This is a genomic window from Mesorhizobium sp. M8A.F.Ca.ET.021.01.1.1 (assembly GCF_003998025.1).
In the GTDB taxonomy this organism is placed as follows: domain Bacteria; phylum Pseudomonadota; class Alphaproteobacteria; order Rhizobiales; family Rhizobiaceae; genus Mesorhizobium.
The window spans coordinates 1-12,415 of record NZ_RZSJ01000127.1 but is presented as its reverse complement, the minus strand read 5'-3'; the positions used below and the strand labels follow the sequence as shown (position 1 = coordinate 12,415).

Annotated in this window: 13 protein-coding genes; 3 read left to right on the top strand and 10 right to left on the bottom strand. The window is 64.6% G+C overall.

Annotation, left to right across the window (positions count from 1 at the left end; all coding sequences use genetic code 11):
- The coding region (locus tag EOA36_RS12845) for an ABC transporter transmembrane domain-containing protein (RefSeq protein WP_127277957.1) at positions 1–1,725 on the top strand (1,725 nt) is incomplete at its 5' end.
- Positions 1,726–1,759: 34 nt separating this feature from the next.
- Here the strand turns inward: EOA36_RS12845 and EOA36_RS12840 are convergent.
- Positions 1,760–3,247 carry a carboxypeptidase M32 gene (locus tag EOA36_RS12840; RefSeq protein WP_127277956.1) on the bottom strand — a complete coding sequence of 496 codons (1,488 nt, stop codon included), beginning with the start codon at positions 3,245–3,247 and terminating at the stop codon, positions 1,760–1,762.
- A gap of 141 nt (positions 3,248–3,388) precedes the next feature.
- On the opposite strand from EOA36_RS12840, the gene EOA36_RS12835 reads away from it, so the two are divergent.
- Positions 3,389–3,742 (top strand): DUF1304 domain-containing protein, encoded by a 354-nt coding sequence (locus tag EOA36_RS12835; RefSeq protein WP_127277955.1) that lies wholly within the window; start codon positions 3,389–3,391, stop codon positions 3,740–3,742.
- 92 nt (positions 3,743–3,834) lie between these two features.
- Here the strand turns inward: EOA36_RS12835 and EOA36_RS12830 are convergent, their stop codons facing one another.
- The 7 genes from EOA36_RS12830 to EOA36_RS12800 all read right to left on the bottom strand — a co-directional run bounded on the left by EOA36_RS12830 (position 3,835) and on the right by EOA36_RS12800 (position 9,922).
- Positions 3,835–4,260: a hypothetical protein gene (locus EOA36_RS12830; protein WP_127277954.1), complete on the bottom strand. Its 426-nt coding sequence runs from the start codon at positions 4,258–4,260 to the stop codon at positions 3,835–3,837.
- A 249-nt stretch (positions 4,261–4,509) separates the two neighbouring features.
- Entirely contained in the window at positions 4,510–5,541 is a 1,032-nt protein-coding gene (locus EOA36_RS12825) for a peptidoglycan -binding protein (protein WP_127277953.1), read from the bottom strand.
- A 1-nt stretch (position 5,542) separates the two neighbouring features.
- Complete coding sequence (locus EOA36_RS12820) at positions 5,543–6,568, bottom strand: MotA/TolQ/ExbB proton channel family protein (protein ID WP_127277952.1); 1,026 nt, start codon at positions 6,566–6,568, stop codon at positions 5,543–5,545.
- A gap of 120 nt (positions 6,569–6,688) precedes the next feature.
- Positions 6,689–7,375, bottom strand: coding sequence for a hemolysin III family protein (locus tag EOA36_RS12815; protein WP_127277951.1), 687 nt, complete (start codon positions 7,373–7,375; stop codon positions 6,689–6,691).
- A gap of 83 nt (positions 7,376–7,458) precedes the next feature.
- Positions 7,459–8,259, bottom strand: a complete 801-nt coding sequence (locus tag EOA36_RS12810; protein WP_127277950.1) for an inositol monophosphatase family protein — start codon at positions 8,257–8,259, stop codon at positions 7,459–7,461.
- An 86-nt stretch (positions 8,260–8,345) separates the two neighbouring features.
- A complete protein-coding gene (gene efp / locus EOA36_RS12805) occupies positions 8,346–8,912 on the bottom strand; it encodes an elongation factor P (RefSeq protein WP_027141779.1) in 567 nt (188 codons plus the stop codon).
- Between the two features lie 140 nt (positions 8,913–9,052).
- Complete coding sequence (locus EOA36_RS12800; RefSeq protein WP_127277949.1) at positions 9,053–9,922, bottom strand: LysR family transcriptional regulator; 870 nt, start codon at positions 9,920–9,922, stop codon at positions 9,053–9,055.
- Positions 9,923–10,030: 108 nt separating this feature from the next.
- Here EOA36_RS12800 and EOA36_RS12795 point away from each other — a divergent pair, with 108 nt between their 5' ends.
- Positions 10,031–11,047: an NAD(P)-dependent alcohol dehydrogenase gene (locus EOA36_RS12795; protein WP_127277948.1), complete on the top strand. Its 1,017-nt coding sequence runs from the start codon at positions 10,031–10,033 to the stop codon at positions 11,045–11,047.
- 13 nt (positions 11,048–11,060) lie between these two features.
- Here the strand turns inward: EOA36_RS12795 and EOA36_RS12790 are convergent, their stop codons facing one another.
- Both EOA36_RS12790 and EOA36_RS12785 read right to left on the bottom strand, forming a co-directional pair.
- The gene (locus EOA36_RS12790; RefSeq protein ID WP_127277947.1) at positions 11,061–12,101 is read right to left on the bottom strand and encodes a tetratricopeptide repeat protein; all 1,041 of its coding nucleotides are present in this window, start codon (positions 12,099–12,101) and stop codon (positions 11,061–11,063) included.
- Position 12,102: 1 nt separating this feature from the next.
- A partial coding sequence (locus tag EOA36_RS12785; RefSeq protein ID WP_189553199.1) for a thiamine phosphate synthase occupies positions 12,103–12,415 on the bottom strand: 313 nt, incomplete at its 5' end.

The following is a 12,415-nucleotide window of genomic DNA, read 5'->3' as shown; positions in this document are numbered from 1 at the left end:
GGATATCGCACGCTGGTGGTCGGCGCCCTCATCTCGCTGGTCATCGCAGCGGCAACGACGCTGGCGCTGCCGCTGGCGGTGCGGCGCATGATCGACCATGGTTTCTCGTCGTCCAGCACCAGTTTCATCGCCGAATACTTCGCCGCCCTGGTGGCGATGGCCGCCGTGCTGGCGGCGGCATCGGCCGGCCGCTACTATTTCGTCATCACGCTCGGAGAGCGCGTCGTCGCCGACATCAGACGCGATGTCTTTGCCCATGTGACGACGCTGTCGCCTGCCTTCTTCGACACCGCCCAGTCCGGCGAGATCGTGTCGCGGCTTGCCGCCGATACCACACAAGTCAAATCGGCGGTCGGCGCCACGGCCTCGGTCGCGCTGCGCAACGTCATCCTTGGCCTCGGCGCATTGGCGATGATGGTTGTCACCAGCCCGAAACTGTCCGGCTTGGTCATTGCCGCGATACCGGTCATCGTGCTGCCGCTGGTCGCCTTTGGCCGCTCGGTGCGTCGCAAGTCGAGGCAGGCGCAGGACACGCTTGCCGACGCTACAGCCTATGCCAGCGAACAGATCGGCGCGGTGCGCACGCTGCAGGCGTTCACCAATGAGACACTGGTCACTGGACGGTTTTCGGGTGCGGTGGAAGCGGCCTTCGAGGCGGCGCGGGCCTCTATCTTCGCACGTTCCTTCCTCACCTTCTTCGCTATCTTTACCATTTTCTCCTCGGTCGTTGCGGTGCTGTGGTTCGGCTCGCGCGACGTGCTTGACGGCAATCTGTCGCCCGGCACACTCGGGCAGTTCCTGCTTTATTCGGTGTTCGCCGCCGGCGCGCTCGGCGCGCTGTCGGAAGTCTGGGGCGAACTCGCGCAAGCAGCCGGCGCCGCCGAACGGCTGACCGAGATATTGGCCGAGACACCAGCGATCCAGGCGCCTGCCGATCCGAAGCCGTTGCCTGCGGCCGCCAAAGGCGCGATCATCTTCGATGATGTCTCGTTCTCCTATCCGGCAAGACCCGACCGCGCCGCCGTCCATGGCTTGAGTTTTTCGGTCAAACCCGGCGAGACGGTGGCCATCGTCGGTCCTTCAGGGGCCGGCAAGAGCACCGTCTTTTCGCTGATCCTGCGCTTCTACGATCCCGAAACCGGCAAGATCCTGATCGACGGCGTCGACGTGCGCGAAGCTGATCCGGTTTCGGTGCGCGAGCGCATCGCCATCGTGCCGCAGGATGTCACCATTTTCGCGGCGAGCGCGCGCGACAATATCGGCTTTGGCCGTCCAGGTGCCAGCGAGGCCGAGATCGAGACCGCGGCTAAGGATGCGCTTGCCGACGAATTCATTCTCAAGCTCGAACATGGCTATGACAGCCCGGTCGGCGAACGTGGCGTGACGCTGTCGGGCGGCCAGCGCCAACGGGTCGCCATCGCCCGCGCCATCCTGCGCGATGCGCCGATCCTGCTGCTCGACGAGGCGACCTCCGCCCTCGACGCCGAAAGCGAGACGCTGGTGCAGACGGCGCTCGAGCGGCTGATGCAGGGGCGCACCACCATCGTCATCGCCCACCGGCTGGCGACGGTGCTGAAGGCCGACAGGATCCTGGTCATGGATGGCGGCCGCATCGTCGAGGAAGGCACGCATCAGAGCCTGGTCGCCAAGGGCGGCATCTATGCGCGGCTGGCCAAGCTGCAATTCGAGACCGGCGCCAGCGCCTTCAGGGGCGCGGCTGAATAGCGGGCGCGTTTCGGCCGGCGACTACAGCGTCGCCTCACGCAGTTCCGTATCGTTTGCGCAAATGCTCCGTGAAATACATGGCGTTGAGTTTTTCGCCGGTGGCGCGTTCGAGCAGGTCCGGCGTCGACCATCGCGACCCCTGCGACCAGATTTTCTCGCGACGCCAGCCGTTGATGGCCGCGAAATTCCCTTTCGCCAGGTCGTCGTCGGCTGAAGGATGTTCGCGCACCAGCGCGGCCCATTGCTGCGCCGCCATCATCGCGCCCAACGTGTAGGAGGGGAAATAGCCGAAGGCGGCACCCGGCCAGTGCACGTCCTGCATCGGCCCATCGGCCGGATTGTCGATGGTGGAGAGGCCGAGATAGTCGCGCATCTTGGCATCCCAGGCTTCGGGCAGATCAGCCACCTCCAGGCGGCCGGAGACAAGCTCCTGCTCCAGTTCGTAACGCAGGATGACATGCAGCGGATAGGTCACTTCGTCTGCGTCGACACGGATCAGGCCACGCTCGACACGATGCACATGTGGCAGGATATCGTCGAGCGACCAGGCTTCGCCGAGATGCTTTTCCACCACCGGCAGCGCCCAGCGCCAGAAGGCGGGATTGCGGCCGATCTGCTTTTCGACGAACAGGCTCTGGCTTTCATGCACGGCCATGCCGCGGGCCTTGCCGAGCGGCCAGTGCGACCATGCCTTGGGCAGGTTCTGTTCATAGAGCGCATGCCCGGTCTCGTGCAGCACGCCCATCAGCGCCGACAGGAAATCCGATGTCTTGTAGCGGGTGGTGATGCGCACGTCGCTGGGCACGCCGCCGCAGAACGGATGGTGCGACACCGACAGCGAGCCGTGGGTCAGGTCGAAGCCGACCGCGGCCATCATGGCAAGGCCGAGTTCGCGCTGCCGGTCGATCGCATAGGTGCCCGAAAGCGGCTTCAGCGGATGCTTGCGCAGCCGCGCTTCCTGGATCGCCAGCGCCTCAGGCACGAAGCCTTTGAGGAAGGCCTTCAGGTCGGCGAAGACAGGAGTGATGTCAGCCGTGCGGTTGCCAGGGTCGAATTGCTCCATCAGCGCGTCATAGGGGGCAAGGCCTAGCACGTCGGAGCGCAGGGCCGCCTCTTCGCGCACCAGCGCCACCACGCCCTCGAGCGCCGGCTGGAAGCCAGCCCAGTCGTTCTTGGCGCGCAGGTCGCGCCATAGCTGCTCGCAACGCATGCGCGCCGTCGTCTGGCGTTCGACGAACTCGACCGGCAGGCAGGTCAGGTTGGTGTACTGCCGCCGCAGCTCGGCGAGAGCCGCCCGCTGCTCATCGTCCAATGCCTCGCCTTCAGCGGCGGCGATCCAGTCCGATATTTCCGGTGCGGTCGCCCTGGTGTGATACATGCCGGCAAGGGCCGCCATCGCCTCGGCGCGCTTCTCGCCGCCACCGACGGCCATGTGGGTCGCTTCATCGGCGCCGAGGATGGCCAGCGCATGTTCAAGCGCTTCGAGCTTGTGGCCGAGGTCGTCGAGTTTGTGAAAGGACATGGCGGCTTCCGTGATTGAGGACGGCGCGAAAAGACACCAACGCAAAAGCATTGGCAACCCTCGGATACCATCCGGCGGATGCAGCTTGCGCAGGCGAGGTCGAGCATGAAATGCTGCCGGCGACGCATGAAGGGGAGCGGAATGATCGGCAACATCCTGGTCGGGCTGGTGGCATTGATCCATGCCTACATCGTCTATCTCGAGATGGTGCTTTGGGACACGCCGCGCGGGCACAAGACATTCCGCCTGACGCCGGAATTCGCCAGCGCCTCCAAAGTGCTCGCCGCCAATCAGGGCCTCTACAACGGCTTCCTCGCCGCCGGCCTGATCTGGGGGCTTTACCTCGGCTCCGCCGGTTTCCAGGTCAAGGTCTTCTTCCTGGCTTGCGTGGCCGTTGCCGGTCTCTATGGCGCGGCGACGGTCGGCCGCAAGATCCTGTTCATCCAGACCGTTCCGGCGGTGGTCGCCCTGATCGCGGTCTGGCTCGGTTGGTAGATGGGCTGGCGAGGAAAAAGGACGCCCGCGGGATTGGGGTCCCGAAGACGCCAGTTGGTCCCTTCCTCTGGGACGCTTCCAGGCAGATGGCCTCAGCCGTTCGGATAGTTTCCGCCGTCGGAGCCGTCGCCCATCAGGAAACCGGTGCCGGTATCGACCCTCAGTCGCTGGTCGACATTGTCGAGCCGGCGCAGCAGGTCATGGTATTGCGCGGCCGGTATCCTGCCGTGATCCGACGCGGCTATCTTCTCGGCGGCCTGACCGATGCGGGCCGTTCGCATTTCCAGGCGCTCCGCGACGGCCGGGGTGATGTTTTTGGCCTGCCTTGCGTCGGCGATGCCCTGGTGGACACCTTGAACCTGCTGAACGAGCGCCTCGACACGCGGGCCCGTCATGTCGGTCGGGTCGGTCGCGTCGAGAGCGCCCTTGTGATGGCCAGCGGCATAGGCGCCGGCAAGCGGGGCGGCGATCAGAATTGCGGCAAGGATTGCAGTCTTGAGAGATGCTGAAGAGCGCATGACGGCGCCTCCTTTTGCTGGGAAGGGAGCGGTCTTGCCGCTCCGCGTTCCGAACGTGGGCCGTCCGGTTCCGTCGCGTCGCGATGGGAGAGGCATCGCCGGCGGTTCCCGGCCCTGTGCGGCAAGCTAGGAGTGCTTTGGCGCGAAGTGTAATTAAAAAAAGATAATCTTTTCAGGCCTTGCCGGCCGATCACTGCGCCCTAGAGTTGAGCTGGCGAACAATTTCGCGTGAGTTCGCGTGATGATGGATCAACGTTCGGTGAGCTTCAGTTCAATGCGGCGGTTCTTGTTGCGCGCTTCGTCGGTGTCCGCGGGATCGAGCGGCTGGAACTCGCCGAAGCCGGCGGCGACCAGCCGGTTGGCTGGCACGCCGTTCTCGATCAGGAACTTGACCACCGAGGTCGAGCGTGCCGTCGACAGTTCCCAATTGTCGCGGTAACGGCCATTGCCGGACAGCGGCTTGTTGTCGGTGTGGCCGTCGACGCGCAGCACCCAGTTGATCTCCGGCGGGATCTCCTTCTGCAATTCGATGATGGCGTCGGCGAGTTTCTTCATCTCGACCTTGCCGGCATCGTTGATCACTTCGGAGCCGGTCGGGAACAGCACTTCCGACTGGAACACGAAGCGGTCGCCGACGATGCGGATGTTCTCGCGATCGGCGAGGATTTCGCGCAGGCGCCCGAAGAAATCGGAGCGGTAGCGGTTCAATTCCTGCACGCGCTGCGCCAGCGCCACGTTCAGGCGACGGCCGAGATCGGCGATCTTGGTGTTGGAATCGCGGTCGCGCGTTTCGGAGACGTTGAGGGCATCCTCGAGCGCGCCGATCTGCTTGCGCAAGGCCGCGATCTGCTGGTTGAGGATCTCGACCTGGCTCAGCGCCTGCTGGCTGATCTGGCGCTGGCTGTCCAGTTCGCCGCCCAGCTCGGCGGCACGCTGGTTGGCGGCGTCGCCGGCGCCGGCACCTTGTGCCAGCAACTGTTCGAGCCGGCTCTTTTCCGCCTGAGCCGCCGACAGCGACGCCTGCAGATTGGCGAGCGAATCCTCCTTGTCCTGCGCCGTCGAGCGCTCCAGCGCCAGAAGCTGGGTCAGTTCGTTGATCTGCGAATTGAGGCGCGACAGCGCCGTGTCCTTGCCGGAGATTTCGCGGCCGAGCAGGAACTGCGCCAGCACGAAGACGGTGAGCAGGAACATGATGGCGAGCAACAGGGTCGACAGCGCGTCGACGAAGCCAGGCCAATAATCGATGCGGCGATCGGTACGCCGGCCCCTGGCAAGCGCCATGCTAGTGCACCCCGGGCTTCTTCAGCGCGTCGGCGATCTTTTCCAGCGTGTTGCGCATCGCCTTCTGCTCGTCGGACTGGGCCTCGACCCAATCGCGCATGATCTGCTGCTCGGAACGCATGTTCTTGACCAGGCCGGAAATGCCGTCGGCGAGATTGGCCATGGCGGTGGCGACGCGCGGGTTGGAGCCGCCGCCATTCTCCTGCATGCTGCGCAGCCGCTCCGACAACAGGCGGATTTCGTCGGAGGGTTCGGTCCTGGCCGCGTCGGAGACGACGATGTCGGACGACAGGTCGGTGACCGAGGACAGCCAGTTTTCGAGTTCGGTGTAGAAGCGCGTCTGGGCGCGGCCGGCCTGCAGGTCGAGGAAGCCGAGCACGAGCGAGCCGGAGAGGCCGAACAGCGAGGACGAGAAGGCGGTGCCCATGCCGGCCAGCGGCGCCGACAGGCCCTGCTTCAGCGAATCGAGCACCGCCGCGGCATCGCCGGTGCCGGGATCGAGAGACTCGATGGTCTCGCGGATCGAGCCGATCGTATTCAACAGGCCCCAGAAAGTGCCGAGCAGGCCGAGAAACACCAGCAGGCCGACCAGGTAGCGCGAGGTGTCGCGGCTTTCGTCAAGGCGCGTGGCGATGGAATCCAGCATTGTGCGCATCGATGAGGTCGAAAAGGCCATCGACGACGAGCGGCCGATCATCGCCTTCATCGGCGCCAGCAGCACCGGTTCCGTCGTCTCCGAGCCGGCGCGGAAGGAGTTGACCCAGCGCACCTCGCGAAACAGCCGGCCGACCTGCGTGAAGGCCAGCAGGATACCGACGACGAGCACGCCGACGATGAGGCCATTGAGGCCGGGATTGGTGACGAAAGCGGTGGTGACCTGGCGGGTCAAGATGGCGGCGATGAAGGCGACGATGGCCAGGAAGATGACCATGGTGAGCAGGAAGACCTGCGGACTCGACAATTTGTGTGGATCGTAGACCAGTACGTCGGAGCGCCTGCCCATGCCGAAGGATCTGAGAAAAGCCATCCGTGCCCCGTTTCCGATGCCGCTGCCGCCGATCACGTAGGTGGCGACTCTAAACGGAATTGTGACCAAATTGAATGGTGCTTGGCAATATTGCCACAGGTAGCCTTAGGAGCCGGCGCCTCAAAGGCGGTTGATGACCAGGCAGTCGACCATGGCCGCCAGGTGCAGACCGGCGCCGGTGACGACGAAGCCGTGCCACAGGGCGTTGTGGAAGCGCAGCGCCTTCCAGGCGAAGAAAATCACGCCGCAGGAATAGACGACGCCGCCGGCGACGATGAGCATGATCGACGTGGTCGGCAGCGTCTCGACGAGCGGTTTGACAAGGATGACGCCGCTCCAGCCGATGGCAAGGTAGAAGACGATCGCCAGCCTGTCGAAGCGGCCGGGGAAAAACACCTTGATGGCAATGCCCGTTGCCGCCGCGGCCCAGACCAGAACGATCATCCAGCGCGCCAGCGGCGAGTTTCCCAACTGGGCGAGAAAGGGTGTGTAGGTGGCGGCGATCAACAGATAGATCGCGGCATGATCGAAACGCCGCAAGATCCACTTCGCGGGCGAGGTCACCGGCCACAGATTGTAGGTCAACGATACCGACAGAACAGTGAGCAGCGAGACGACATAGAAGACGGCGGCGATGTATTCGCCGGGCCCGACCCGGAAGGCGGCGAGCGCCAGCAGCGCCGAGCCGGCCGTGATCGCCAGCACGATGCCCACCGCATGGACGATCCCGTCGGCGATCATCTCGGCGCGCGAATAATGCCAGCGTCCGATGAACGGAATCTCGATCTGTGACGGCGTGTTGATCATCTATCGTCCTAGCGTCACCCTTTATCTGGGCAACCGCCGGACAGTATTTCAAGCTTTGTTTGCGGTTTTGCGACTGCGGCCGTTCAGCGCGGCGGGAGCGGCTTTTTCACCGTCTTCAGCAATGCGCGCTGGATGATCTCATTGCCGGCGACGACCGTGCCGGTGTCGAGCATATCCTGTCCGCCATCGATGTCGGAGGCGAAGCCGCCCGCTTCGCGGATCAAGAGCAGGCCGGCGGCGATGTCCCAGGCCGACAGGCCCACTTCCCAGAACCCGTCCATGCGCCCGGCGGCGACATAGGCCAGATCGAGCGAGGCGGAGCCCATGCGGCGGACGCCGGAGACCTCGGCCATGACGTTGCGCAGCTCGACCAGGAAATTGCCGTGGTGGCCGCGGCCGAGATGCGGCACGCCGCAGCCGATCACCGTGTCGACAAGCTTCGTGCGGCCGGCGACGCGCAGGCGGCGATCATTCATGAAGGCGCCGCCGCCGCGCTCGGTGGTGTAGAGCTCGTCCATGGCAGGATTGTAGATGACGCCGGCAACGATCTGGCCCTGGCGCTCGAGCGCGATGGAGACTGCGAAAAGCGGAATGCCGTGGAGGAAATTGGTGGTGCCGTCGAGCGGATCGACGATCCAGCGGTGCTGGCTGTCATCGCCGGCGACCGCGCCGCGTTCTTCCATCAGAAAGCCGTAGCCAGGGCGTGCCTTCGACAATTCGGCAAAGACGATGTCCTCGGCCTTGCGGTCGGCCTGGCTGACATAGTCGCCGGGCCCCTTCATCGAGACCTGCAGGTTCTGGACCTCGCCGAAGTCGCGCGACAGCGAGCGGCCGGCCTTCATTGCGGCCTGGACCATGACGTTGAGGAGGGCTGAGCGTGCCATAGTGCTTCTTCCTGGTGCGGCGCTTTAAACTCTGTCTCGATGCATGCCGGTGACCCAAATCCGGGGCCACTTCTGGGCGGCACGCATCAGTCGGCGCGGCGCACGTAAGTGATTTCGTTGGTGTCGACGATGATGCGTTCGCCGGCGCCGATGAAGGGCGGCACCAGCACGCGAATGCCGTTTTCCAGCACCGCCGGCTTGTAGGAGGACGCTGCGGTCTGGCCCTTCACCACGGGATCCGCCTCGGTGATGGTCAGCGTCACATAGTCGGGCAGCGAAATGCCGATCGGCCGTTCCTCGTAGAGCTGAACCGTCACCATCATGCCGTCCTGCAGGAACGCGGCGCGGTCGCCGACGAAATCCTTGTTCAGTTCGAGCTGCTCGTAGCTTTGGGTGTCCATGAACACCAGCGCGTCTTCCTGCTCGTAGAGAAAGGAAAAATCCTTCAGGTCGAGCCGGATCTGCTCGACCGTCTCGGCCGAACGGAAGCGCTCGTTGAGCTTGGTGCCGTTGATGAGGTTCTTCAGTTCGACCTGGTTGTATGCGCCGCCCTTGCCGGGCTTGACGGTGTTGGTCCTGACCGCCACCCAGAGGCCGCCATCGTGTTCGATGACATAGCCGGGACGGATTTCGTTGCCATTGATCTTGGCCATGATGATGGGATCCGGGATGCTGCCAACGGCCAGGCCGTTGGTATGGGATGTTCGCCGTGACAAGCGATTTAAGGCTCCAAGACCACAAATCGCCCGGAGAGGCAAGGGAGGGCGGATCGGCTCCGGCCGGCAAGCCGGCGTCAGGTCTCGACCTCCAGGACATCGCCGACGGTCTTTTCAATGGCCTGCGCGGCCTTTGCCAGGCGGTTGAGGTGCGGAGAGCGCAGGGCCACCACCTGCAATGAAAGATCGAGATCTCCGGTATCGACAAGCGCGAGGTCGTCGGGAAGTCCGCGCGCGGCAAGCCGCGACGGCATGAGGCTGAGGCCGTGTCCCCGACGTACCCATTCCATCTGCATCGCCGGGTCCTGAATTTCCGCCGCTATAACGAGCCGATGCCGTTCGCCGCCCAGAATGGCCAGGAGCCTCTGACGCGCGTCGCAAGGCTCGGGACTAAGCACCCAGGGCCTGGAAGCCCAGGCGGCGTCCGTGAGACGGGGTTTGGTGGTGCCAGCCGGCGCTATGATGGCGAGGCGTTCCGTGCCAAGCGCGTCCGGGCCTTCATGATCGGCGGATCGCAGAACGATCGCCATGTCGAGTTGGCCGCGTTCGAACTGCTCGATCAGCTCCGCGCTCCAGCCGGTCTTGAGCCGCAAGGATATTTTTGGAAACGCCCCAGCCGCGCTGGCTATAGCGCCCGCAACGCCCGCGTCGGACAGGCCATGTGCCAGGCCGACACGCAGCACGCCTTGCGGCTCGGTGTCGGCGGCGAAGGCTTTCAGAGCCTCGACCGAAGCCAGTATGTCTTTCGCGCGCTCCAAGACCTCCAGTCCCGCCGTGGTCAGGCGCGGCGGCTTCTGCCGGCGATCGAGAAGCGTCGTCCCGAGCATATCCTCCAGTCGCTGCATCTGACGCGTGACGGCAGGCTGCGTCAGAGGCAGGCGGCGGGCCACGCTCTGGATCGAGCCCTCCTCGGCGAACAGGACGAGCGTGCGTAATTCCTCCAGCATTTCCAACAGTGCTCCAAATGCATAATTATCCTGATGATTATGAATTTGAAATCATGACCAAGGCAAGCGATTTTCCTTTCCAGGTCCTCCAGACGGAAAGGAAAGACAATGAAGGCCATCGAATTGCAGCACCCGGGCGGCATCGACAACCTCAGACTGGTCGAGCGGCCAATGCCGGAACCCGGGCGCCAGGAGATGATCATCAGGGTCAGGGCAACCGCGCTCAACTACCGCGACGTGGAAATCGCCCGTGGCATTTACCACACTGCCTTTGCGCTGCCGTTGGTGCCGCTTTCGGATGGCGTCGGCGAAGTGGTTGCGGTTGGCGCCGAAGTGACCCGCTTCAAGGTCGGCGATCGTGTCTGCGCCACATTCTGGCAGCGTTGGGTCGGCGGCAGTTTCGCCATGGCTGAGCCCTCCTATCAACGGGGCGGCCCGATCGACGGGTTGCTCAGCGAGTTCGCCAGGCTGGATGAACAGGCGGCCGTCCTTGCGCCGGAGCACCTGAGCGATGTCGAAGCCGCGACGCTGCCTTGCGCCGCCGTGACGGCCTGGCATGCGCTGTTCACCGAAGGCCGGTTGAAGCCCGGCGAGACGGTGTTGAGCCTGGGCACAGGCAGCGTCTCGCTGTTTGCAGTGCAGTTTGCGGCTGCCGCCGGGGCACACGTCATCGTCACGTCGAGCAGCGACGACAAGCTCACACGCGCAAAGGCGCTTGGCGCCCATGACGGCATCAACTATCGCAGCGACCCGGATTGGGCGTCGGCCGTGCTGGCGCTCACCGGTGGGCGTGGCGCCGATCACATCATCGAAGTCGGCGGCCCGCAAAGCTTCGCCCAGTCGCTGAGGGCTTCGGCGCGCGGTGCCCAGATCAATGTGATCGGCTATCTCGGTGGCAGCGAGGGTGCAATCAATCCGCTCGACATCTTTCGCCGCCAGGTCCGGGCACGCGGAATTCCGGTCGGTTCACGCGAATCCTTCGAGGCGATGAACCGGGCCCTCGCCGTCAACCGGTTGAGGCCGGTGATCGACAAGGTCTTGCCGTGGCGGGAGGCAGCCGGCGCCTTCCGCCATCTCGAACGCGGCTCGCCCTTCGGCAAAGTCGTCCTGGATCACATGCAATGAGCGCGCGCTGTCCTCAGGGCAGGCGGTTCGCCTTCTGCAGGGCCTGCTTGGTCTGGTCATCGCTCAGCCCTTGCAGGAAATCGTCCATCTCCTGATCGATGAGGCCGGCGCGGCGGGCAACGATATACCAGGCGCCGGCGAGCACCAGGTCCGGATCGGTGCCGATGCCTTGCATATAGAGTTTTGCCAGGCGGTTCTGGGCCGCGACATTGCCGCCTTCGGCGGCCTGTTTCGTCCAGCCGAAAGCCGATTTCAGGTCGCGCGCGCCGCCGCGGCCCTCGATCATCCAGGCGGCGAGATCGATCTGCGCGGTGTCGTAGTTCTGACGGGCGGCCTGCGCCAGCAGCCGCCGTGCCTGTGCATCGTCGCGCGGCTTGCCGCCGACGCCGTTGGCATAGATCTGCGACATGGCGTATTGCGCGTCGGCGAGACCGGTCGCGGCAGCGCGCTCATAGTAGGAAACCGCCTTGGCCAGGCCGGCGTCGCCGGGATCCTGCTGGACCAGCATCTGCGCGAAATTGAATTGCGCCAGCTGGTTGCCGGCTTCGGCGGCGGCCTGCATTAGGGCATAGGCTCCCTTCGCGTCCTTCTTGACGTAACGGCCGTCGAGCAGCATCAGCGCATATTGGAACTGCGATTCCGGCACGCCCTGCTCGGCGGCAAGCGCGTACCATTTGGCGGCCTCGGCGGAGTTCAACGGCACACCCAACCCACGCGACAGGATCTCGGCCACCAGCGTCTGCGCCGCCGGGTCGCCGTTCTGGGCACGGACCAGGGCCAGATTATAGGCGGTCTTGTAAAGCCCGCGCTGGAACGCGCCATAGGCGGCGTCCGCCGGCTTGGCGCCGAAGCGGTCGGGATTGACGCTGTCGACCGAGGGCAGCGGTGCGGGCTCCGCCGTGGTGGCTGGCTGCGGCAGCTGGTTTTCGATCGGCTTGTCGGTGTGCATGCCGGTTTCAGGCTTGCGCTGCGGCAAGGGTATGGTTTCGGCGGCGGCGGCCTGGATCATCACCGCCGCAAGCAGGGCCTGAAGGGAAAGCCTTGCCAGGGACACGTCAATCCTCGAAGCGCGGCGCTGTGTCGTCGAGCAGGGCATTGGCCCGGGCGATCGCCACCTTCGGATCGACGCCGTCGGCGAACACGGCGCTCGACAGCGCGACGAATTCGGCGCCGGTGGCGGCCACCGTTTCGACGGAGGCAAGATCGGAACCGGCCTCGACGATGCAAGGAATCTGGATCATCTGCGCCCACCATTGCCCCAATGACAGGTTGCGCGGATGCGGCTCAGGCTTGTTGTCGTAGCCGAAGCGGCCGAAGAAAATGTAATCGGGCCTGGCTTCGCCGAGCTCCAGCGCGTCGTCGCGGGTC